This window comes from Demequina rhizosphaerae (assembly GCF_000971255.1).
Lineage (GTDB): Bacteria > Actinomycetota > Actinomycetes > Actinomycetales > Demequinaceae > Demequina > Demequina rhizosphaerae.
This window is the reverse complement of record NZ_BBMC01000011.1, coordinates 1-21,649: the sequence shown is the minus strand read 5'-3', so window position 1 is coordinate 21,649 and position 21,649 is coordinate 1. Positions and strand designations below refer to the sequence as shown.

The window sequence follows — 21,649 nt, the reverse complement described above, 5'->3', positions numbered from 1 at the left end:
GCGGTTCCCGGCAGCGCGCCGGTTTGCCGCATTCGCGGGTTCTCGGTTACCCTAGTGCGGTTGCCCGAGCACCCGGGCCCTCAAGCTTTGCGGATCGATCACGTCGATCCGCGCCGGAAACTAGGAGAACTATCGTGGCTGCAACCTGCGACGTCTGCGCCAAGGGACCGTCCTTCGGTCACAACATCTCGCACTCGCACCGCCGCACGAAGCGCCGCTGGAACCCGAACATCCAGCGCGTCCGTGCCGTGGTCGCGGGCACCCCGAAGCGCCTCAACGTGTGCACCTCGTGCCTCAAGGCCGGCAAGGTCCAGCGCGCCATCTGATGGTTGCGCGCTCACGCGCGCATCGGCGCGGCTGACGCCGCCTATCCCCGAAACGGACGCCCACCCGCTGGGCGTCCGTTTTCGTATGCCCGGACGATGCGGCGGGCGCCTCCGCGCCGCCCGGCTCGCGCCGGAGCGGCGGGCGAGGCCGACGCCTCAGCCCCCGAAGTGGTCCCAGCCGAACGCGTCCGGCACCTCGCCGTCGACCCGCACGCCGGCGAACGCGTCGGTGGTCTCGCCGATGACGGTCCAGCCGGCCGGCACCGCGCCCTCGCTCGGGAACACCGCGAGCATGTGGTGGTCCTCGCCGCCGGTGAGCGCCCACGGCCGCGGGTCGATCTGCAGCTCGAGCGCCGCGAAGCGCGCGCCCTCGTGCACCGGCACGTCCTCGGATCGGATCGCGATCCCCACCTCGGAGCGCCGCGCGATCCGGGCCGCGTCCCGCAGCAGGCCGTCCGAGATGTCCATGAGCGCGGTCGCGCCGTGCAGCGCGGCCTCGAGGCCCGCGCCGATGCGCGGACGCGGCCGCAGGAACAGCCCGATCGTCTCCTCGTCGATCCGTCGTCCCTCGGTGAGCTGCACGTAGCCCGCCGCGGCCGCCCCGAGCGGCGCGGACACCGCCACGACCTGGCCGGGCGCCGCATCGTCCCGCGTCACGGGCTCGGTGCCGTGGGTCTCCCCCAGCACGGTGACGCACACCGAGACCTCGCGCGCGCCGGAGAGGTCCCCGCCGATCACGCCGACGCCGTGCGGCTCGCACGCCTCGCGCAGCCCGTCCGCGAAGCGCATCACCCAGTCGGCGTCGAGCGACGGCGGCGCGGCGAGCGTGATCTGGAGCGCGGTGGGGACGGCGCCCATCGCGTCGATGTCGGCGAGGTTCTGCATCGCGGCGCGCCAGCCCACGTCCTCGGGGCTGGACCAGTCCATGCGGAAGTGGCGGTCCTCCATGAGGATGTCCGAGGACACCACGAGGTCGCCGTCGACCGCGAGCACCGCCGCGTCGTCGCCGGGGCCCAGGATCTCGGAGTCGGTCACGGGAAGCCGCGGGGCGAAGGCCGCGATGAGCGCGTCCTCCCCCATCTCGCCGATCGTCGTCATGGCGTCAAGCGTAGGGCGGGACGATGCGGGACCCGGCCACGCGCCCGGGTCGCGGCCGCGCGGAGGTTGCGCGAGCATCGTGCCATGGAGATGCCGCGACCCACCGAGGCCCACCGCGCCGCGTTCCGGGCGCTCGTGCCCGACGCGCCGGGCGTGGAGGTGCGCCCGATGTTCGGGCAGCTGGCCGCCTTCGTCCACGGGAACATGTTCATGGCGCTGTACGGTGACCGCGCCACGTTCAAGCTGGCCGCGGCGGACCTCGAGGCGGCCCGCGCCCGGGACGACGCGGAGCCCTTCGCGCCGGCCGGGCGGACGATGCGCGAGTACGTCGCGCTGCCGCTCGCGGGCCCCGGCCTCGACGGGCTGGTCGACCAGGCTCTCGCCTACGTGTCGACGCTGCCGCCGAAGCCGGTGCGGTGAGGCGCCCCGCTCAGGCCACCTGCACCACGAGCTTGCCGGCCACGTGCTGCGCCTCGAGGCGCGCGAGGGCCTCGGCGGTGTGGTCGAGCGGGTAGGTCTCGGCGATGACGGGGCGGACCCTGCCCTCCTCGATCATGTCGGCCATGCGCGTGAGGTTCTCGTGGGACGGCTCGGTGCCGACCACCACGACGCGCCTGCGGGCGAGCGGGCTGATCGCCTTCGACGAGAAGATCGCCCACGCGGGGCCGAGCAGCGGGCCGCCCCCCAGGCCGCCGGCGGCGAGGTACACGCCGTCCGCCGCGATGATCCTCTTGAGGCGGGTGAGGCGCGTCGTGCCCACGGTGTCGTAGACGACGTCGAAGGTCTCGCCGCAGTCGAGCACGTCCTCCCGCGTGTAGTCGATGACGCGGTCGGCGCCGAGCTCCTCGACCATCGCGGCGTTGGGGCCCGAGCACACGGCGACCACGCGGCTCGCGCCGAGGACCTTCGCGACCTGGACCGCCATGTGCCCCACGCCGCCGGAGGCGCCGATCACGAGGACGCGCCTGCCCTCGCAGCCGCCGCCGTCCTCGAAGCCGCCGAGCGCGGTGATCCCGCCGATCGGCACCGCCGCCGCCTCCTCGTCGGTGGCGGTGAGCGGCGTGTGCGCGATCTTGCCGGCGTCAGCGATCACGTAGTCCGCGACCGCGCCGTAGCCGACGAAGCCGAAGACCCGGTCGCCGGCCTCGAAGCCCTCGACTCCCGCGCCCACCGCGTCGACGGTGCCGGCTACGTCGGCGCCGACGACGCGCTCGCCGGGCGAGAACAGGCCGCTCGAGAAGCGCGCGAGCCACGGGTCGCCGCGGTAGAGGTGCCAGTCCCACGGGTTGAGGCCGGCCGCCGTCACGCGGATCCGGACCTGGCCCTCGCCGGGCTCGGGCATGGGGATCTCGCGCAGCTCGTGCGTCTCGGGTCCCGCGTACTTGTCGTAGGTCACAGCCTTCATGGCGTCACCACCACCTTTCCTGAGGCATGACGGGAGGTCACCCGCGCCATGGCGTCCGCCGCCGCATCGAGCGGGTGGACGGAGTCGAGATGAGGACGGAGCGCGCCCGCGACCAGCATGACCGCGAGGGACTCCAGGTCGGCCCTGTTGGCCGTCGAGTAGAACGTGACCACCCGGTGGCGGGTCACGAGGTCGAGCCATCTGGCTCGCAGCACGCGGCGCAGCGGCCCGCCGTCGGGCCCGGGCTCGCCCGAGTTGGGCAGCAGCACGCCGCCCTCCCGGACCAGCCCCAGAAGGTCGCGCAGGGCGTGATTCCCGACGTTGTCGAACACCACGTCGAACCGCTCATCGAGCTCGAGGATCGACGTGCGCGTGTAGTCCACGACCCGGGCGGCGCCGAGCCCGCGCACCCAGTCCGTGTTGCGCGTGGAGCACACGGCCGTGACGGTCGCGCCCTGGGCGACGGCGAGCTGGACCGCCATGTGCCCGATACCTCCGGACGCCCCGTTGACCAGCAGCGTCTGCCCGGCCGCGACGCGCGCCGCACGCAGGCCGTGCATCGCGGCGAGCCCGGTCATGACCGCGGCCGCGCCGGCCTCGGCGGGCACCTCGGCCGGCAGCGGAGCGAGGCCCGCGGCAGGTGAGACCGCGAGCTCCGCGAGCGAGCCGCGCGACTCCCCGAACACCCGGTCGCCGGGCCGGAGGTCGGTGACCCGATCCCCGACCGCGACCACCGTGCCGGCGAGATCGTTGCCGCGGATGGGGCGGCGCGGGCGGCGCAGCCCGGAGGAGAGCCGCAGGAGGCGCGGGGTCCCCTGCATGAGGAAGGCGTCGGCCGGGTTGAGAGATGCGGCCTCCACGCGGACCAGGGCGTCCTCGGCACCGGGGCGCGGGACCGGGACGTCGGCGAGCGCGAGCTGCTCGACGCCGCCGTAGGCGTGCTGGACCACCGCGCGCATCGTCGCCGGGAGCGCGGCGGTCATGGTCGCGCCGCCCGGTCGGGCGCCGTCCGCGGCGCGCGCGTGCGAGGGTCGGTGGTACGGGTGAGGGACATGGTGACTCCCCAGGTGTGAGAGCGCTCTCTCCGGCATCCGCCAGCCGACGTGCCAGGCTCGCGGGAAGGGTTCTCCAGGGACGGGGGCTAGGCCGCCTCGTCGGGATACTGGAAGACCGCGTCGAGCGGGACCTCGAGGGCCCGCGCGATCTGGAAGGCCATCTCGAGCGACGGCGAGTAGCGCCCCTGCTCGATGGCGATGACCGTCTGGCGGGTGACGCCGATGCGCTCCGCCAGCTCGGCCTGGGTCATCTCCCCGTGCGCGAACCGCAGCGCGCGGATCGCGTTGGTGACCTTGGTGGAACGGCCCATCACAGGCCCTTCCGGTACGCGTAGGCACGGCTGCCCGCCGCGATCAGGCCCGCGATCAGGCCGGCGAGGAACAGCGTGTTCGCCGCCCAGAATCGGTCGACGTCGAGCATCAGCAGGATGGTCGCCACGAGGCCGCCGAACGACGACATCCCGTAGGCCCGGGCGTTGCCGAGGCGCTCGATCTGCTTGTCGCGCTCGTCGCCGTCCTCGAACTCCGCCTTCTCCCCCGCGACCTCCGCCTGGATCGCGGTCGCGATCGCGGAGGCGATGGTGCCGAGGATGATGAACACGATCAGCGAGCCCCACGCCCACAGCATGGGCGTGACCCACGAGATCTCCGCGACGGAGCGGTCCGCGGCCTGCGTGAGGATGACCGTGAAGTAGACGATCCCCACGAGCGGGAACACGACGAGCGTGGCCCACACGGTGCGTTCGGTCATGGTCATGGCATCCCCCGATGTCAAAGGTTCTTGACATCTCGAAGGTAAGCCGCGCTTGACATGATGTCAAGAGTGTTTGACATGTCGCACGGCCCCACTTCCGGTGCCCCAGGCCTCGGGGCGCCGCGCGGGCTCAGGCGTGGGCGCCCTCGAGCCACGCTCCGCGGCGGGTGAGACGCACGTACGCGATGCCGAGGAAGACGCCGCGGGCGACGTTGAACAGGAGGAACGCGCGCCAGAGGTCGTGGTTCGGGGCGTCGCCGATCCACTCCAGCCCGATCAGCAGCGCGGGCACGAACACCAGCAGCGCCGACTCCGCCATGGTCACCGCCATCGCGCGTGTGCGCCCCGAGCCGAGGAACACGCCGTCGAAGAGGTACGCGAGGGACGAGGCCAGCGGCAGCCACACGACCCACCCGATGTACTCGTCCGCGGCCTCGGTGACCTCCGGCAGCGAGGTGAGCACGGCGATGAACGGCCCCGACGCGACGAGGTACAGCAGGCTGAACACCGCGCCGATCGCGACGGCCGGCAGCGCCGAGGCCGCGACCGCCCGATGGAACGCGGGCACGTCGCGACGGCCGATCTCGCGCGAGACCATCGCCTCGGCGGCGTGCGCGTAGCCGTCCTGCCCGTAGCTCGCGAGCAGCATCAGCTGCATGAGGATCGCGTTCGCGGCCAGGATCTCGGGACCGAGGCGCGCGCCGTACGCGGTGACGAACGTCAGCACCGCGTACAGGATCGCGGTGCGCACGAAGAGGTCCGTGTTCATCGCGGCGAGGCGCCGCCACCCGGAGCGCAGCCCGCGCCCCCGCCACCGCCGCACCGCGGCGCGGACCGGGGACGATGCGGCGCGCCACCACAGCGCGAGGGCGAGCGCGAGCCCGAGCCACTCGGCGATCGCGGTCGCCGAGGCGGCACCCGCCGCGCCCCAGCCGAGCCCGCCCACGAAGGCCACGTCGAGCCCGAGGTTGACGACGTTGACGGTGGCCACGATCGCCAGGGGCCGGCGCGTGTCCCCCGCGCCGACGAACCAGCCCGAGATCACCATCGTGAGCAGCGCCGCGGGCACCGAGGCCATGCGGATCCACGCGTACTGGATCGCGAGGTCGCGCACCTCGCCCGCCGGCGCGAGGATCGCCATGATCCCGGGGATCGCGACCCACTGCAGGAGCAGCGCTCCCCCGCCGATCGCGACCGCCACCATCGCCGCGCGCTGCGCGTGGGCGACCGCCGCATCGTCCCTCCCGGCGCCGAGCGCCCGGCCCACGAGCGACGTGGTGCCGGTGCGCAGGAAGCCCGTGAGCCACATGATCGCGCTCAGCACGGTGGCGCCGAGCGCGACGGCGCCGATGTTGGTGGCGTCGGAGAAGTGGCCGAGCATCGCGGTGTCGACCAGCCCCACGAGCGGGACGGTGACGTTGCCCACGATCGCGGGCCACGCGAGGGAGAACGCGCGCCGGTGCGGGAGCTGGGCGAGCGCGGTCACCGGGCAACGCTACACCGCGGCGCGGACACCCCAGCAGGGCCGCCGAGACGGTGCGGACACGCGGTCGGGAGCCGGGCGAGGCGCCCGTAGGCTGGGTGCATGCCCCGCCCGCTGCCGCTGCTCGCGCTCGCCGTGCTCGCGGCACCGCTGGCCGGCTGCGCGAGCCAGTACCCCGTCGACGCGGCGCCCTACGCGGCGGACCCCGACTGCGCGCGCGTGATGCTCGCGGTCCCGGACGTGCTGGGCGGGCTCGACTACCGCGAGACGACGTCGCAGGCCACGGCCGCGTGGGGCGACGAGTACCCGTTCGTCATGCGCTGCGGCGTCGAGCCGCCGGGCCCCACCACGGACGAGTGCCTGTCGGTCGAGTCCGGCGGCACCACCGTCGACTGGCTCATCCTCGACGACGGCGACGCGTGGCGGACGGTGTCGTTCGGCCGCTCCCCCGCGGTCGAGCTGGTCGTGCCGAAGGTGCGCGCGCAGGACGCGGTGGGCGATCTCCTCGCGGAGGTGTCGCGCGCGGTCGCGAAGGCGCCGTCCAACGGCCTCGAGTGCCGCTGAAGCCCCCAACCCCCTGACAGCAGCCACGGATCTCGCGGCGACACGCCGCACCTCGAGCGGTGTGAACGTGTCCAGACCGGCGTGTCGCGGTCGATTCCGTTCGGAGTGTCAGGGGCGCGGAGGGGTCAGCGCAGGCCGACGGGACGCTCGAGCGCGACCGTGAGCAGCGTCTCGACCAGCTCGCCGTACGAGATCCCGGCGGCCGCGGCCATGCGCGGGTACATCGACGTGGGCGTGAAGCCCGGCATCGTGTTGATCTCGTTGACCACGACGTCGCCAGAGTCAGTGACGAACACGTCGACCCGTGCGAGCGATTCGGCACCGATCGCGAGGAAGGCGCGCTTGGCGTAGTCGGCGACGGTCGCAGCGACGGCGCCCTCGAGCGAGGTCGGGCACAGCAGCGTCACCGCGGCCTCGTCGAGGTACTTGGCGTCGAAGTCGTAGAAGTCGTGGTCGCCGCCGGTGATGATCTCCCCTGCCGGCGACGTGAGCAGCCCGCCCGCGGTCGCGAGGACCGCCGTCTCGACCTCGCGGCCCACGACGGCCGCCTCGATCAGCACCTTGGGGTCGTGCTTCTGCGCGTCGGCGACGGCCGCGTCGAGCGCGGCCCAGTCGGACACCTTCGAGATGCCCATGGACGAGCCCGCGCGCGCGGGCTTGACGAAGACGGGAAGGCCGAGCGCCTCGACCTCGAGCCGCTGCTCCTCGAGTCCGCGATGCGCGGTGATGGTCACGTCGCGCGCGACCGGCAGGCCCGCGTTGCGGAACGCGGTCTTCATGAACTGCTTGTCCATGCCCGCCGCGGACGCGAGCACGCCGGATCCGACGTAGCGCACGTCGACCAGCTCGAGCGCGCCCTGGATCGTGCCGTCCTCGCCGAACGGGCCGTGGAGCAGGGGGAACACCACGTCGATCTCGCCGAGATCCCGCAGCCCGTCGGGTCCCGCAACGCGCCACAGGCGCGAGCCGGCCTCGAAGGGCGGCAGCACGACCTCGTCGGAGGCCGGCACGGTGGGCATCTCGCCGGAGGCGATCGCCCAGTCGCCCGGCTCGGACGACGCGAGGGTCCAGCGGCCCTCGCGGGTGATGCCGATCGCGACGACGTCCCAGCGGTCACGGTCGATCGCGCCGAGCACGCCGCCCGCGGTCACGCACGAGACGCCGTGCTCGGTGGAGCGGCCGCCGAACACGACCGCGACGGTGGGCCTCCCCATCAGTCGACCTCCGACTTGCGCGGACGGGACAGCAGCGCGCCGATGACCGACTCGACCGGGGCCTCGCCCGCGAGCATCGTGACGACGCCGTCGCAGATGGGCACGTCGACGCCCGCGCCGCGCGCGAGCTCCTGCACCGCGGTCGCGGTCTTCACGCCCTCGGCGGTGCCGCGCGTGAGCGCGATCGCCTCGTCGAGCGTCCGGCCCTGGCCCAGGTGCGAGCCCAGCGTGTGGTTGCGCGAGAGCGGCGACGCGCAGGTCGCGATGAGGTCGCCCATGCCCGCGAGCCCGGAGAAGGTCTCGGGACGCGAACCGAGCGCGAGCCCGAGCCGCGTGATCTCCGCGAGGCCGCGCGTGATGACGGTCGCCGTGGTGTTGTTGCCGAAGCCCAGGCCGTCGGTGATGCCCACGCCCACGGCGATGACGTTCTTGTAGGCGCCGCACAGCTCGACGCCGACGACGTCGTCGTTGGTGTAGGGACGGAAGTAGGACGATGCGGTGGCGGCGGCGACCAGTTCCGCCGCCTCGGCGTCGGCGGACGCGACGACGGTCGCGGTCGGCTGACGCTGCGCGATCTCCTTGGCGAGGTTCGGGCCGGACACCGCGGCGACGCGCTCGTCGGGCAGGTCCCAGACCTCCGCGAGCACCTCGGACATGCGCGCGTGCGTGCCGAGCTCGATGCCCTTCATGAGCGACACCGCGACCGCGCCGGACGGCACGAGGTCCGCGAACGGCGCGATGATCTGGCGCGCGTGCTGGGCCGGGACCGCGACGGCGACGACGTCGGCGCCCGCGAGCGCCTCCTCGATGTCGGTGGTCGCGCGGATGCCGGCCGGCAGCTCGACGCCGGGGATGGCGCCCTCGTGCCGGCGGTCGTCGCGGATGGACCGGACCACCGCATCGTCCCTGCCCCAGAGGGTGACATCGGTGCCCGCGTCGGCCATGACGGCGGCGTACGTGGTGCCCCACGCGCCGGCGCCGAGGACCGCGGCGCGGGTCATCGGGCGGGCCTCCCGCCGTCGCCCTTCTTGCGCATGTCGTACGGCTGCTCCGGCGGCGTCTCCCCGCGGATGTCGGCGACCATGGTCGTCAGCGTAGCCATGATGCGGTCCGTGGCGTCGCGCAGGGTGGCGGTGTCGAGGTCTCCGCCGCGCAGGTCGTCCAGGTCGATCGCCGGCCCGGCGACCACCGTGATCTTCTTGCGCGGGATGGGATGGATCATCTTGCCGTAGCGCGGCAGGAGACGATGCGCGCCCCACTGGGCGACGGGGATGACCGGCACGCCGGTCGAGAGGGCCATGCGGGCCACGCCCGTGCGGCCGACCATCGGCCACAGGTCGGGGTCGCGCGTGAGGGTGCCCTCGGGGAACATCGCGATCATGTCGCCGCGCTCGAGGACGTCGACGGCCGCGTCGACCGCCTCGGCCGCGCGGGACGTGCCGCGGTGCACGGGGATCTGGTCGAAGCCGCGCAGCAGCCACCCGATGAAGGGCGCCCGGAACAGGCTCTCCTTCGCGAGGATCCGCGGCGGGTGGCCGTTGTTGTAGAGGAAGTGCGCGAGCGTGAGCGGGTCCGCGTACGAGACGTGGTTGGAGACCGCGATGAAGCCGGTGTCCATCGGCAGGTGCTCGGCGCCGTGCCAGTCCTTCTTGGTGGCCGACGTCATGAGCGCCTGCAGGGGACGCGCGGCGTTGCGGTAGAAGCGCGAGGCGGGGGTGGGCACGGCCTACTCGACCTCGGCCCCGAGTGCGGCGAGCTTCGCGCGGAAGTTCTCGTACCCGCGGTCGATGATCCCGATGCCGTGCACCGTCGAGGTGCCGTCGGCGGTCAGGGCCGCGATGAGGTGGGAGAAGCCGCCGCGCAGGTCCGGGACCTCGATCTCCGCCGCCTGGAGCGGCGTCGGGCCGGAGATCACCGCGGAATGCTTGAAGTTGCGCGCGCCGAAGCGGCACGCGACGTCGCCGAGGCACTCGCGGAAGAGCTGCACCTGGGCGCCCATCTGGTTGAGCGCATCGGTGAAGCCGAAGCGGTTCTCGTACACGGTCTCGTGGACGATGCTCAGGCCCTTGGCCTGGGTGAGCGCGACGACGAGCGGCTGCTGCCAGTCGGTCATGAAGCCGGGGTGCACGTCGGTCTGGAGCGCGATCGAGCGCAGGTCGCCGCCCGGGTGGTAGAAGCGGATGCCGTCGCGGACCACCTCGAACTCGCCGCCGACCTTGCGGAAGACGTTGAGGAACATGCCCATCGTGCGCTGCTGCGCGCCGTGGACGAAGATGTCGCCCTTGGTCGCGAGCGCGGCGGACGCCCACGAGCCGACCTCGATGCGGTCGGTGAGCGCGACGTGGTCGTAGCCGTGGAGGCGGTCGACGCCCTCGATGGTGATCGAGCGGTCGGTCGACACCGAGATGATCGCGCCCATCTTCTGGAGCGTGTCGATGAGGTCCTTGATCTCCGGCTCGACGGCGGCGCCCTCGAGGTGCGTGATGCCCTCGGCCATGACGGCGGTGAGCAGCAGCTGCTCGGTCGCGCCCACCGAGGGGTACGACAGCTTGTGCTTGATGCCCTTGAGGCCGTTCGGCGCGGTGAGATAGAGGCCGTCCTCCATCTGCTCGACCTCGGCCCCGAACTTCTGGAGGATCTCGAGGTGGAAGTCGATGGGGCGGTCGCCGATGCGGCAGCCGCCGAGGTCGGGGATGACGGCCTCGCCCAGGCGGTGCAGCAGCGGGCCGCACAGCAGGATCGGGATGCGCGACGAGCCGGCGTGCGCGGCGATCTGCGCCGCGTCGGCGCGCACGAGCTCCGAGGTGTCCATCGTGAGGACGCCGGACTCGACGTCGTAGTCCACGTCCGTGCCGTGGAGGCGGAGCAGGGAGGACACCACGGACACGTCGCGGATGTCGGGAACGTTGCGCAGGGTCGACGGGGTGGAGCCCAGCAGCGCCGCGACCATCGCCTTGGAGACGAAGTTCTTGGCGCCGCGGACGGTGATCTCGCCCGTGAGGGGGCGGCCGCCGGTCACCCGGATGGAGTCGGTCATGCCGACCATCTTCCCCCATCGGCGCCGTCTCGCCCGCATTCGACGGCCTCGCTACGCTGACGGCGTGACCGCCGCCGCTCTGTTCGCCGGGCTCTCGACGCTCGACATCGTCCAGCTGGTCGAGCGCCTGCCCTCGTCCAACGAGAAGGTCGCCGCGCTCGAGTTCTCGGTGTGCGCGGGCGGCCCCGCGACGAACGCCGCCGTCGCCTTCGCACGATGCGGCGGCGCACCGACGTTGGTGACCGCGCTTCCCGCGCACGACCTCACCGCGCTGATCGCGGACGACCTGTCCCGCTGCGGCGTCGCCGTGATCGAGGCGGCGCAGTACGACGGCCCGCCCGTGACCGCGTCGATCATGGTGACCGTCGCGACCGGGGACCGCGCCGTGGTGTCGCCCTCGGGGGTGGCGACCGCCGGCGGGCTCGCGCCCGACGTGGAGGCGCCGCTCGGCGGGATCGGCGCGGTGCTGATGGACGGCTACTTCCCCGAGATCTCCCTCCCGCTCGCCGCGCGCGCCCGCGACGCCGGCATCCCGGTCATCCTCGACGCCGGCAGCCACAAGCCCCACACCGACCTCATGGTCCAGACGTGCGACATCGCGGTCGTGTCCGACGACTACACGCCGCCCGGCACCGGCGGAGCGCCCGACGCGGTGTTCGACCGCCTCGCCGGGCTGGGCGCGGAGACCGCGGTCATCACGCGCGGCGCCGAGCCGGTGCGCTACCGCTCCCCCGCCGGGTCGGGCACCGTCCCGGTGCCGCCGGTCGCGTCCGTGGTGGACACGCTCGGCGCGGGCGACTTCTTCCACGGGGCGCTCACGTGGCGCATCGCGTCCCTGGGCCGGGACGACGAGCGGCTCCCCGAGGACATCGCGTTCGCGGCCTCCGTGGTCGCCGAGTCGCTGGGGTCCTTCGGCACGCGAGCCTGGCTCGGCTGACCGCAGCCCCCGCAGCAACCGGCGTGCGGATCACCCCTCGCGCCTCCGCACCAGGCACATGCGGCCGGGGGCTGCCCGGTACGCCGGTTGCGTCAGGTGGGTCGGGGGATGTCGGCAGGGCCGGCGGTCAGCCGGGGATGACCAGGTCCGCGCTCCCCCGCGTGCTCTCGACGAGGCGCGCGTTGGCCGCGTCCACCGCGTCGACCCACGCCACCGCATCGTCCCTCCGCCGGCCGGTCGCGACGCGGCGCTCGATCAGCCGCTCGCGCGCGACGTCCCACGGGACGTCGAGGAACCACAGCGCGTCGAGCGCGGGACGGACCGCCTCCCACGCGCCGCCGAGCCCGAGGTAGTTCCCCTCCGTCACGACGATGCGGGCACCCGCCGGGACGACGAGGCGGCCGGGCACGACGTCGTGGAGGTCGCGGTCGTAGTCGGGCGCGGGAACGTCCTCCCGGGCGCCACGGACGCGCCTCAGCAGCGCGACGAAGGCGTCGACGTCGAAGGTGTCGGGTGCGCCCTTGCGGTCGGCGAGGCCGCGCCGCACGAGCTCCGTCGCGGGCAGGTGGAAGCCGTCCATCGGCAGGTAGGCGGCCGAGGTGCCGGCGGCGAGGAGCCCGGCGGCGAGCTCGCGGGCCAGCGTCGACTTGCCCGCGCCCGGGATGCCCGCGATCCCGACGATCGCGCGGCCGTCCGCCGCGAGCGCCTCTGCCCGGCCCACGAGGTCCGGCTTCACGGCGCCGTCACGAACACGTCGAACAGTTCGGGATGGTGCGCGTGGACGAGCACCCCGAAGACGATCGCGTCGAACAGCAGGTGCACCGTGACCACGTACGGCAGCGACTTCGTGCGCGCGAAGATCCAGCCCTGCACGAGCGCGAACGGGATGGTGAGCAGCGGCCCCCACTCGCGGTACCCCAGCTCCCACAGGAAGCTCACGAACACGACGGCCTGGAGGACGTTGGCGAGCGCCATCGGGAAGTGGACGCGCAGCAGCGCGAACACGACGCAGATGAAGAACAGCTCGTCCCACAGGCCGACCGCGTTGACGCCCACGAACAGGCGCGCGATCTCTCCCCCGCCGTCGAGGTCCGGCCAGTTGAGGTACGCGCCCGAGCCGATGAAGTAGAACGGCAGCACGAGGTAGCCGACCGCCACGACGACGGCCAGGTAGATCCACTGGGTGCGGCTCCACCGCTGCCCGGTGCCGATCGGGAAGGTGATCGCGCCGTCGCGGAAGGCCAGCCGCGAGATCAGCGTGGGGACGAGCACCGCGAGGCCGAGCGCCACGGTGAAGCGGAGCATCCCGCCGTCGGAGAGGTCGGCCTCGAGCGAGATGGTCGAGATGATGGCCTGGCCGAGCGCGATGAGCGCGAGATCGCGGCCCAGCCGGCGGTCGACGGCGAGGCCGAGCAGCACTCCCAGGACGAGCGGCACGTACCCCCACGGGCGCACGTGGACCGCGAAAAGCAGCACCGCGGCCCCGCACACGAGCGCGGCGGCGACGATGCGCGCGGAGGTGCGCGCGTCGGCGCGCAGCGCGGGCACGTCCGGGGCGGTCGCGGTCATGTGCGCGACTATGCCAGATCGACCGTCGCCCCTGCCGCGGCTCGCATCGCGCCTGCTACGTTCGGTCCGACCGGCCGAGAGGATCCGAGCATGCCCAGCGACCCGCAGCCCCGCACGATGACCTGGCCCGGCTTGGTGGGCCTGCTGCTCGCGTTCCTGCTGGTGCCGTCCTTCGTCAGCGTGATCTTCCTGCAGTCGCAGTCCGAGCGGCTGTTCCCCGACGCGCACGCCGGCCTCAAGGTCGCGATCGTGCATGCCGTGGGCACCGCGATCGTCGCGCTCGCCATCACGGTCAAGCGCTGGTGGCCGGACGTGCTGCGGGACCGCGTGCCGGCGCGGCGCTGGGTGTGGCTCCCGTCGCTGGCGATCGTCGCGGTCGCCGGGGCCCTCGCCGACTGGGGCCGGGTCGCGACGGCGGGCGCCGCCGCGGTCGCCGCCCTCGCGCTCGGGACGCTGATGATCGCGGCCGGCGAGGAGCTCATGTACCGGGGCGTCATGGTGGTGTTCCTGCGGTCCCGGATGGGCGAGCTCGGCGTCGCGCTGACGACCTCGCTGGTGTTCGGCCTGTCGCACTTCCTCGCGGGCCCGGTCCAGGTCGTCTTCTCGGCATTGCTGGGATTCGTGCTCTACACCGCGCGGCGGGTCTCGGGCGGCATCGTCGTGCCGATCCTCGTGCATCTCGCGTGGGACCTCAGCGTGTTCACGTCGTTCCTCACGACCGACCCCGCGGACGGCTCGGACGCGTCGATGGCGCTCGCGCTCGTCAACGTGGTCGCGGTGGTCGTGCTCGCGGTGCTGTGGCGCAAGGTCTCCCCCGCATCGTCCCCCGCGCCCGCCCCGTCGCGACCGGCGGCCTAGGACCCCGCAGACGCCGCGAGGGCCGCACCCGCTGATGACGGGTACGGCCCTCGACGGACGATGCGCGGGTCAGGCGTCGACGGGACGCGCCGCCTCGATGTGGACGCTCGGCAGGTGCTTCGCCGGCAGCGTCTGCGGGCGCCACGAGGCGCGGGTCTTCTCGAACTCCGTGATCTCGTCCTGGTGCTGGAGCGTGAGGCCGATGTCGTCGAGGCCCTCCATGAGGCGCCAGCGGACGTAATCGTCGATCTCGAACGGCACGGTGAGCTCGCCGCAGGTGACGGTGCGGTCCTCGAGCGAGACGGTGATCTCCTTGCCGGGCTCGGCGTCCAGCAGCTTCCACAGCAGCTCGACGTTCTCCTGGCTCACGACCGCCGCGAGGAGGCCCTGCTTGCCGGAGTTGCCGCGGAAGATGTCCGCGAAGCGCGAGGCGATGACGACCTTGAAGCCGTAGTCCTTGAGCGCCCACACGGCGTGCTCGCGGGACGAGCCGGTGCCGAAGTCCGGGCCCGCGACGAGCACGGAGCCCGCCTTGTACTCGTCCTTGTTGAGGATGAAGTCGGCGTCGCCGCGCCAGGCGGCGAACAGCGCGTCCTCGAAGCCCGTGCGCGTGATGCGCTTGAGGTAGACCGCGGGGATGATCTGGTCGGTGTCGACGTTCGAGCGGCGCAGCGGGACGCCGACGCCGGTGTGCGTGGTGAACTTCTCCATGTCGGTTCTCCTTGTCCGATCAGACGAGCGCCGCGGGGGCGTCGACCAGGTCGTCGGGGCTGGACAGCGTGCCGCGCACCGCGGTCGCGGCGGCGACGAGCGGGGACACGAGGTGGGTGCGGCCGCCCTTGCCCTGGCGGCCCTCGAAGTTGCGGTTCGAGGTGGACGCCGAGCGCTCCTGCGGCTTGAGCTGGTCCGGGTTCATGCCCAGGCACATCGAGCAGCCAGCGTTGCGCCACTCGGCACCGAAGTCGAGGAACACCTTGTCGAGACCCTCGGCCTCGGCCTGCAGGCGGACGCGCGCCGAGCCGGGGACGACGAGCATGCGCGTGTGCGGCGCCTTCTCGCGGCCCTGGATGATCGCGGCGGCGGCCCGGAGGTCCTCGATGCGGCCGTTGGTGCACGAGCCCAGGAAGACGGTGTCGATCGGGATCTCACGGAACGGCGTGCCCGGGGTGAGACCCATGTACTCGAGCGCGTTGGCGGCGGCCTCGCGGTCGGACTCCTCCGCGAAGTCCTCGGGGCTGGGGACGTTCGCCGACAGCGGCAGGCCCTGGCCCGGGTTGGTGCCCCACGTGATGAACGGCTCGAGGTCGGCCGCGTTCAGGTCGACCTCGGCGTCGAACACCGCGTCGTCGTCCGTGGTGAGCGTGCGCCAGTACTCGACGGCGGCGTCCCAGTCCTCGCCCTCGGGGGCGTGGGGACGGCCCTCGACGTACGCGAAGGTCGTCTCGTCGGGCGCGATGATGCCAGCGCGGGCGCCCGCCTCGATCGACATGTTGCAGATGGTCATGCGCGCCTCCATGGAGAGCGCGCGGATGGCCTCGCCGCGGTACTCGAGCACGTAGCCCTGGCCGCCGCCGGTGCCGATCTTCGCGATGATCGCGAGGATGATGTCCTTCGCGGTCGAGCCCTTGGGCAGGGTGCCGTCGACGTTGATCGCCATCGTCTTGAACGGCTTGAGCGGCAGCGTCTGGGTGGCGAGCACGTGCTCGACCTCCGAGGTGCCGATGCCGAAGGCGAGCGCGCCGAACGCGCCGTGCGTCGACGTGTGCGAGTCGCCGCAGACGACCGTCATGCCGGGCATGGTGAGGCCCAGCTGCGGGCCGACGACGTGGACGATGCCCTGGTCGGCGTCGCCCAGGGAGTGGATGCGGATGCCGAACTCCTCCGCGTTCTCGCGCAGCTTGTTCACCTGCTTGCGCGAGGTCTCGTCCGCGATCGGCAGGTCGATGTCGAGCGTGGGAGTGTTGTGGTCCTCGGTCGCGATCGTGAGATCCGGACGACGCACCTGACGGCCCGCGAGCCGGAGGCCCTCGAACGCCTGAGGCGAGGTGACCTCGTGGCACATGTGCAGGTCGATGTAGATGAGGTCGGGGGCACCGTCCTCACCCTTCCGGACCAGGTGGCTGGCCCACAGCTTCTCGGCGAGGGTGGTTCCCATCGCGAACTCCTTCACAGGTCGACATCTCATGATTTGAGACGTTAGTATCGCTCCGTGGACAATCATAGCGGTGTTGGAGTCATTGACAAGGCGGCGGCGATCCTCGGGGCCCTCGAGCAGGGTCCCGCGACGCTCGCCGAGCTCGTCGCCTCCACCCATCTCGCCCGCCCCACGGTGCACCGGCTCGCGCTCGCCCTCGAGCACCACCACCTGGTCGGCCGCGACGCCTCGGGCGCGTTCGTCCTGGGACGGCGCTTCGCGTCGCTCGCGGCGTCCGTGAACGAGGACCGCCTCGTGTCCGCCGCCCAGCCCGTCCTCACCGTCCTGCGCGACCGCACCGGGGAGTCCTCGCAGCTGTACCGCCCGCACGGCGACGAGCGCATCTGCATCGCGTCCGCCGACCGCCCCGTCGGCCTGCGCGACTCGATCCCCGTGGGCACCACCATGACGATGAAGGCCGGCTCCGCCGCCAAGGTGCTGCTCGCGTGGACCGAGCCGGAGCGCATGCACCGGGGACTCGCGGACGCGCGCTACACCGCCGCCGACCTCGACCGCGTGCGCCAGCAGGGCTTCGCCGAGAGCGCCAGCGAGCGCGAGGCCGGCGTCGCATCGGTGTCCGCCCCGGTGTGGGGCGCGGCCGGCACGGTCATCGCCGCGGTGTCGATCTCCGGCCCGATCGAGCGCCTCACCTCGACCCCGGGCGCGGTGCACTCGGGCGCCGTCATCGACGCCGCGCGCCAGCTCACCGAGGTGCTCCAGCGCACCGTCATCGCCTGACGGCTCCGCGCGCCGGGTGACCTTCGTCCCTGGCGGCTCCTCGCGCACCCGCGCACGCTGAGGGCATGGACATCGTCGTCTTCGAATCGCTGTACGGCAACACCGCCGCCGTCGCCGCCGCCATCGCGGACGGGCTCGGCGAGGGCGCCCGCGCGCTCACCACGTCGCAGGCGACGCCCGAGATCGTCGCCGGGGCGCGCATCGTGGTCGCGGGCGCGCCCGTCCACGCCATGAACCTGCCGACCGCCGCGAGCCGCGAGTCCGCGCGCGCCAAGCCCCAGGGCGCCGAGCACATGGCGGCGGACCTGGGCCACATGTCGATGCGCGAATGGCTCGCCACGCTCCCCCGCGGGCCGCGGCTGGGCGCGGCCTTCGACACGCGCGTCCGGGGACCGCTGGGCCACGGCGCCTCCAAGGCGATCGCCCACACGCTCGAGGCGGACGGCTTCACGCTGCTCGACGGCCCGCACGGCTTCACCGTGCACATGCACACCTCGTCGTCCGAGCCCGCGGCGCTGTTAGCGCGGGGCCAGCTCGACCTCGCGCGCGAGTGGGGCGCGCACCTGAGGGAGCGTGCCGCCAGTCTCGTCTGACCGTCCCGCTACCGTGGGACGATGCGGGCGATCGTGATCTTCGACGGCGACTGCGGCCTGTGCAACGGCTTCGTCGCGTGGCTGCTGCGCCACGACCGCGACGGCCGCTTCCTCGTCGCCGGATCCGCGGGCGCACCCGGCCGTGCCGCGCTCGACGCCGCCGGCCTGGGCGCCGGCATCGCCGCGTCGAGCATCGTCGTGTGGGACGGCGTCGAGGGCCGCGTCAGGACCGATGCGCTCGCGCGGATCGCGCGCGGGCTGCCGTGGCCGTGGCGCGCGGCCGGCGCCATGCGCATCGTGCCGCGCCCGCTGCGCGACGGCGTCTACGACCAGATCGCGCGGCGCCGTCCTCGGCGGCCCGCCGAGGATCCCGCGTGCGGCACCCCGCCCGACGGGATGGTCGCGCTGTGGCGCTCACGGCTCGCGACGGAGGCGGACGTCGTCGCCCTCTCCCCTGCCCGCTGACACGCCAGCGCCCCGCACCTGAGGGGGGCGTGCGGGGCGCTGGTGTCACGCTCGTTCGCCGGCTGGGAGGTCGGCGGGGCTGAGCGGTTCGACGGCGCCCCCGCTGAGGGGGTCGGGGCGCCGTCGACGTCTTGGGGGCCTAGCGGGCCCCGAAGCCGATGCCGCGGGCGGCGGACCAGCCGTTCGAGCCGTTCGAGCCGTTCGAGCTGCGGTCGCCGTCCCGGTCGCCGTCGTCGTCGCGGCCGTCCCACTTCGAGCCGGTGCGGTCGCCCTGGTCGCGGCCCTTGCCGTTGTTGGCGCGGTCGTCGTCGGTGTCCTCGTCGGTGTCGCGCTGGGGCGAGGTCAGGCGGGGCTTCGTGGTGGTCTCGGGCTCGGAGGTCTCCGACCCGGTACCGACCTCGGCCTCGTCCTCGACGGCCTCGTCCTCGACGATCGCCTCGTCGTCGGCCTTGTCCTTCTTGGACTTGTCGGCCTTGTGCTCGTGGCGCGACTGCCAGCGCTCGCTGTCCGCCTGCCACGCGACGTGGAGGTTGCGGTGACGCTCGGCGACGCCCTGGCCGAACTCGCGGCCGGTCGCGTCGGTGGTCTCCATCCACTCGAAGATGTCGCGGAGGCACTCGTGGACCTTCTCGGAGACCTCGGAGCCGAGGCCCTCGTCGGTGCCGTCGGTGTCCTCGGTGCTCTCGTCGGTCGACGACTCGGTGGTCTCGGCCTCGTCGTCGCCGGTCGACTCGTCGGAGGTCTCCTCCGTCGACTCCTCGGTGGTCTCGGTCTCGTCCTCGGCGGCATCGGCATCCTCGCCGAGCACCTCGGAGACGGCCTCGTCGACGAGCGCGATCGCGGTCTCGGTGTCGCCGGCCTCCTCGGCCTCGCGGGCCTCGGCGATGCGCTCCTGGGCGCCGCCGGCACCGAGGCCGAGGCGCTCGATGGCGCGGTCGAGGCCGTACAGGGCATCGCCCGGGGCGGCGGAGTCCGCGGCCGCGGTGCCGCCGACCATGCCGGCGAGCAGCAGCGCTGCACCACCCGCGATCGCGGTACGGACGCGGACCTTCGAGCGGCGGACCGGCGCGGCCGCCGGGGCCTCGGCCGACGCCGCGGCGGCGACGCTCGCGAGCGTCGCACCGGCGCGCTGCGCCTCGTCCTGCGTCGGCGCGACGTCGAGCGCGCGGAGCTGGTCGATCGCCTCGGTCGTGTCGGCGAGGTTCTCGGTGGGCTTGCCGGCGAGCAGGCGCTCGATGTCGCGGTCGTCGAAGTCGCGGTTCGTCATGCCTCTGTCATCGTCGGGGCCGACGGATCGGTTACACCGGATCCAGAACTTCTCGATCGAGGTCGCGGCGGAGGGTCGCGATGGCGCGGTGCTGCGCGACCTTGACCGCGGACTCGGAGGCGCCGAGCACGTCGGCGGTCTCGCGCACGGACAGGCCCGCGACCACGCGCAGGAGCAGGATCTCGCGCTGGCGCGTGTTGAGGCGGCGCAGCAGGCGGTCGACCGCCTCGGCCTGCCCGCGGAGCAGCGCGTGATGCTCGGCGCTCGGCGCGGCCTCGCGCACGAGCGCCGCGAGCGTCTCCTCCTCGGCCGGCGACTCCGGGCGGCGGCCGGTCCGACGGTGGGCGTCGACCATGCGCCGGTGCGCGATCGAGAACACCCACGAGCGGAACGCACCCTCGTCGCCGGTGAAGCCGCCCAGGCTCCGCGCGACGTGCAGGAACGTGTCCGCGGCCTCGTCTTCAGGCGAGGGCGAGCCCTTGCCCGCGAGGTAGCCGCGCACGGGACCGGCGAGGTCGCGGTAGATCTCGGTCCATGCCCAGTCCTCGCCCACACGGGCGGCGGAGAGGACGGATTCGAAGGCGGGGCCGAGGCTCATGCGGCGGCGGGCGCGGACAGCTGCGCGCGCGATCGTGGGCTGGGCATGGTCGGCGACGCTAGCACGAAGCGGGGCCTTCGCCGCACATCGGACAACGGGGACGACCGGCGCGTTCCGGCCCGGGAACGACGAAACCCCCTCGTCCGCTTGGACGAGGGGGTTTCCGTGGTAGCCCCGACGGTGTCTGGTGTCACGACATCGTTCACTGATGTGTCGCGACATCGTTCACAGGCCTGGTGCTTCGACGATGGGCCATGGCGGATGCAGACAAGAACCGGGTCATCGTGCTGGCGGTCGTCGAGGGCGGCCTGTCCGTCGCCGAGGCGGCGCAGCGGTTCAAGGTCTCCAGACGGTGGATCTACGCCCTCCTGACGCGCTACCGAGCGGAGGGCGTTGCGGGTCTGGAGCCACGCTCACGCGCCCCACGCACGTCGCCGCAGACCACGCCCGCACCGGTGCGGGCCAGGATCGTGGAGCTGCGCGACGCGCTGACGGGCGAAGGACTCGATGCGGGGGCGGAGTCCATCGCGGACCGGCTCGCCCGCGAGGACCTGACGGTGCCGGCGACGTCGACGATCTGGCGGATCCTGCGTGAAGGCGAACGCGTCACGGCGCAGCCACGCAAACGTCCCCGCTCGTCGTGGACCCGCTTCGAAGCCGCCACCCCCAACGGCTGCTGGCAGTCCGACATGACCCACTGGCACCTGGCCGACGCCACCGAGGTCGAGATCATCTCCTGGCTCGACGACCACTCCCGGTTCCTGCTGCACATCTCCGTCCATGCGGTCGTGACCGCGCCGATCGTGACCACCACGTTCCTGACCACCGCACGTGAGCACGGTCTACCAGCGTCGACGCTGACGGACAACGGGCTGATCTACACCACCCGGTTCGCCAACTACAAAGGCGGCCCCAACCACTTCGAGCACGTCATCGCATCCCTAGGCGTCAAGCAGAAGAACGGCCACCCGGGCCACCCCCAGACCCAGGGCAAGATCGAACGCTTTCACCAGACCCTGAAGAAGTGGCTCGCGGCCAGGCCCGACGCCGACACGATCGACGCGATGCAACACGTGTTGCACACCTTCCAGCATGTCTACAACCACGAGCGCCCCCACCGGTCGCTCGCACGGCGCACCCCTGCCGAGGCCTACACCGCGCTACCCAAGGACCAGCCCTCGATCGAGCTCCTCGAGCGCCATTGGCGCGTCCGCCACGACATCGTCGACCCCGGCGGCACCATCACCGTGCGCTGGGCCGGCAAGCTACGCCACCTCGGCATCGGACGCGCCCACCGCGGAACCGACATCGTGCTCCTCATGGCCGGCCGCGACACCCTCGTCATCGACCGCACCACCGGCGAGATCATCGCAGAACACCACCTCGACGAAACCCGCGACTACCAGCCCAAGAAACACCAAAGGCCCCTCCCGAAGGAGGGGCCTTTGTGAACGATGACCCGAGACATCTGTGAACGATGTCCCGACACATCAC

25 protein-coding genes are annotated in these 21,649 nt (G+C 72.8%); 9 read left to right on the top strand and 16 right to left on the bottom strand.

Features of this window, described 5'->3' with window-relative positions:
* The first annotated feature begins 134 nt into the window (after window positions 1-134).
* Window positions 135-326 carry a 50S ribosomal protein L28 gene (gene rpmB, locus AOM07_RS13395; RefSeq protein ID WP_062299851.1) on the top strand — a complete coding sequence of 64 codons (192 nt, stop codon included), beginning with the start codon at window positions 135-137 and terminating at the stop codon, window positions 324-326.
* Window positions 327-482: 156 nt separating this feature from the next.
* On the opposite strand, the gene AOM07_RS13390 is transcribed toward rpmB, so the two are convergent.
* Window positions 483-1,424: a thiamine-phosphate kinase gene (locus AOM07_RS13390; protein ID WP_062314654.1), complete on the bottom strand. Its 942-nt coding sequence runs from the start codon at window positions 1,422-1,424 to the stop codon at window positions 483-485.
* A gap of 84 nt (window positions 1,425-1,508) precedes the next feature.
* Here AOM07_RS13390 and AOM07_RS13385 point away from each other — a divergent pair, with 84 nt between their 5' ends.
* Window positions 1,509-1,844 carry a TfoX/Sxy family protein gene (locus AOM07_RS13385; RefSeq protein ID WP_062314652.1) on the top strand — a complete coding sequence of 112 codons (336 nt, stop codon included), beginning with the start codon at window positions 1,509-1,511 and terminating at the stop codon, window positions 1,842-1,844.
* 10 nt (window positions 1,845-1,854) lie between these two features.
* Here the strand turns inward: AOM07_RS13385 and AOM07_RS13380 are convergent, their stop codons facing one another.
* The 5 genes from AOM07_RS13380 to AOM07_RS13360 all read right to left on the bottom strand — a co-directional run bounded on the left by AOM07_RS13380 (window position 1,855) and on the right by AOM07_RS13360 (window position 6,124).
* Window positions 1,855-2,829: an NAD(P)-dependent alcohol dehydrogenase gene (locus AOM07_RS13380; protein WP_062314650.1), complete on the bottom strand. Its 975-nt coding sequence runs from the start codon at window positions 2,827-2,829 to the stop codon at window positions 1,855-1,857.
* A complete protein-coding gene (locus AOM07_RS13375; RefSeq protein ID WP_062314649.1) occupies window positions 2,826-3,812 on the bottom strand; it encodes an NAD(P)-dependent alcohol dehydrogenase in 987 nt (328 codons plus the stop codon). The genes AOM07_RS13380 and AOM07_RS13375 overlap by 4 nt, the downstream gene beginning before the upstream one ends.
* Before the next feature lie 158 nt (window positions 3,813-3,970).
* The gene (locus AOM07_RS13370) at window positions 3,971-4,195 is read right to left on the bottom strand and encodes a helix-turn-helix transcriptional regulator (RefSeq protein ID WP_062314647.1); all 225 of its coding nucleotides are present in this window, start codon (window positions 4,193-4,195) and stop codon (window positions 3,971-3,973) included.
* Complete coding sequence (locus tag AOM07_RS13365; RefSeq protein ID WP_156171944.1) at window positions 4,195-4,635, bottom strand: hypothetical protein; 441 nt, start codon at window positions 4,633-4,635, stop codon at window positions 4,195-4,197. Before AOM07_RS13365 ends, AOM07_RS13370 begins: the two co-directional genes overlap by 1 nt.
* 133 nt (window positions 4,636-4,768) lie before the next feature.
* Window positions 4,769-6,124, bottom strand: coding sequence for an MATE family efflux transporter (locus tag AOM07_RS13360; protein WP_062314642.1), 1,356 nt, complete (start codon window positions 6,122-6,124; stop codon window positions 4,769-4,771).
* A 99-nt stretch (window positions 6,125-6,223) separates the two neighbouring features.
* Here AOM07_RS13360 and AOM07_RS13355 point away from each other — a divergent pair, with 99 nt between their 5' ends.
* Window positions 6,224-6,685, top strand: a complete 462-nt coding sequence (locus AOM07_RS13355) for a DUF3515 family protein (protein WP_062314640.1) — start codon at window positions 6,224-6,226, stop codon at window positions 6,683-6,685.
* Window positions 6,686-6,810: 125 nt separating this feature from the next.
* On the opposite strand, the gene AOM07_RS13350 is transcribed toward AOM07_RS13355, so the two are convergent.
* From AOM07_RS13350 to murA, 4 genes are read right to left on the bottom strand one after another with little or no spacing between them, the layout of a single operon-like run.
* Window positions 6,811-7,899 carry a D-alanine--D-alanine ligase family protein gene (locus AOM07_RS13350; protein ID WP_062314638.1) on the bottom strand — a complete coding sequence of 363 codons (1,089 nt, stop codon included), beginning with the start codon at window positions 7,897-7,899 and terminating at the stop codon, window positions 6,811-6,813.
* The gene (locus AOM07_RS13345) at window positions 7,899-8,900 is read right to left on the bottom strand and encodes an NAD(P)H-dependent glycerol-3-phosphate dehydrogenase (protein WP_062314636.1); all 1,002 of its coding nucleotides are present in this window, start codon (window positions 8,898-8,900) and stop codon (window positions 7,899-7,901) included. The genes AOM07_RS13350 and AOM07_RS13345 overlap by 1 nt, the downstream gene beginning before the upstream one ends.
* On the bottom strand, window positions 8,897-9,622 hold the full coding sequence (locus AOM07_RS13340) for a lysophospholipid acyltransferase family protein (RefSeq protein WP_156165297.1): 726 nt from the start codon (window positions 9,620-9,622) through the stop codon (window positions 8,897-8,899). The genes AOM07_RS13345 and AOM07_RS13340 overlap by 4 nt, the downstream gene beginning before the upstream one ends.
* A 3-nt stretch (window positions 9,623-9,625) precedes the next feature.
* Window positions 9,626-10,936: a UDP-N-acetylglucosamine 1-carboxyvinyltransferase gene (murA, locus tag AOM07_RS13335; RefSeq protein WP_062314723.1), complete on the bottom strand. Its 1,311-nt coding sequence runs from the start codon at window positions 10,934-10,936 to the stop codon at window positions 9,626-9,628.
* A gap of 64 nt (window positions 10,937-11,000) precedes the next feature.
* Here murA and AOM07_RS13330 point away from each other — a divergent pair, with 64 nt between their 5' ends.
* Entirely contained in the window at window positions 11,001-11,873 is an 873-nt protein-coding gene (locus tag AOM07_RS13330; protein WP_062314634.1) for a PfkB family carbohydrate kinase, read from the top strand.
* A gap of 127 nt (window positions 11,874-12,000) precedes the next feature.
* On the opposite strand, the gene AOM07_RS13325 is transcribed toward AOM07_RS13330, so the two are convergent.
* Complete coding sequence (locus tag AOM07_RS13325) at window positions 12,001-12,609, bottom strand: nucleoside/nucleotide kinase family protein (RefSeq protein ID WP_062314632.1); 609 nt, start codon at window positions 12,607-12,609, stop codon at window positions 12,001-12,003.
* Entirely contained in the window at window positions 12,606-13,442 is an 837-nt protein-coding gene (locus AOM07_RS13320; protein ID WP_062314630.1) for a CPBP family intramembrane glutamic endopeptidase, read from the bottom strand. Before AOM07_RS13320 ends, AOM07_RS13325 begins: the two co-directional genes overlap by 4 nt.
* Before the next feature lie 90 nt (window positions 13,443-13,532).
* Here AOM07_RS13320 and AOM07_RS13315 point away from each other — a divergent pair, with 90 nt between their 5' ends.
* Entirely contained in the window at window positions 13,533-14,300 is a 768-nt protein-coding gene (locus tag AOM07_RS13315; protein WP_062314628.1) for a CPBP family intramembrane glutamic endopeptidase, read from the top strand.
* Window positions 14,301-14,369: 69 nt separating this feature from the next.
* Here the strand turns inward: AOM07_RS13315 and leuD are convergent, their stop codons facing one another.
* A complete protein-coding gene (gene leuD / locus AOM07_RS13310) occupies window positions 14,370-15,011 on the bottom strand; it encodes a 3-isopropylmalate dehydratase small subunit (RefSeq protein ID WP_062314626.1) in 642 nt (213 codons plus the stop codon).
* A gap of 19 nt (window positions 15,012-15,030) precedes the next feature.
* Window positions 15,031-16,455: a 3-isopropylmalate dehydratase large subunit gene (gene leuC, locus AOM07_RS13305; protein WP_062314624.1), complete on the bottom strand. Its 1,425-nt coding sequence runs from the start codon at window positions 16,453-16,455 to the stop codon at window positions 15,031-15,033.
* 54 nt (window positions 16,456-16,509) lie between these two features.
* Here leuC and AOM07_RS13300 point away from each other — a divergent pair, with 54 nt between their 5' ends.
* The 3 genes from AOM07_RS13300 (at window position 16,510) to AOM07_RS13290 (ending at window position 18,290) form a co-directional block, all read left to right on the top strand.
* Window positions 16,510-17,232, top strand: a complete 723-nt coding sequence (locus tag AOM07_RS13300; protein ID WP_062314622.1) for an IclR family transcriptional regulator — start codon at window positions 16,510-16,512, stop codon at window positions 17,230-17,232.
* 65 nt (window positions 17,233-17,297) lie between these two features.
* Window positions 17,298-17,825 carry a hypothetical protein gene (locus tag AOM07_RS13295; RefSeq protein WP_062314619.1) on the top strand — a complete coding sequence of 176 codons (528 nt, stop codon included), beginning with the start codon at window positions 17,298-17,300 and terminating at the stop codon, window positions 17,823-17,825.
* Between the two features lie 21 nt (window positions 17,826-17,846).
* A complete protein-coding gene (locus AOM07_RS13290) occupies window positions 17,847-18,290 on the top strand; it encodes a thiol-disulfide oxidoreductase DCC family protein (protein WP_062314616.1) in 444 nt (147 codons plus the stop codon).
* Between the two features lie 139 nt (window positions 18,291-18,429).
* Here the strand turns inward: AOM07_RS13290 and AOM07_RS13285 are convergent, their stop codons facing one another.
* Window positions 18,430-19,557, bottom strand: coding sequence for a hypothetical protein (locus tag AOM07_RS13285; protein ID WP_062314613.1), 1,128 nt, complete (start codon window positions 19,555-19,557; stop codon window positions 18,430-18,432).
* Between the two features lie 31 nt (window positions 19,558-19,588).
* Window positions 19,589-20,155: an RNA polymerase sigma factor gene (locus tag AOM07_RS13280; protein WP_062314611.1), complete on the bottom strand. Its 567-nt coding sequence runs from the start codon at window positions 20,153-20,155 to the stop codon at window positions 19,589-19,591.
* Between the two features lie 254 nt (window positions 20,156-20,409).
* Here AOM07_RS13280 and AOM07_RS13275 point away from each other — a divergent pair, with 254 nt between their 5' ends.
* Window positions 20,410-21,606, top strand: a complete 1,197-nt coding sequence (locus AOM07_RS13275; protein ID WP_062314609.1) for an IS481 family transposase — start codon at window positions 20,410-20,412, stop codon at window positions 21,604-21,606.
* The last annotated feature ends 43 nt before the right edge of the window (window positions 21,607-21,649 follow it).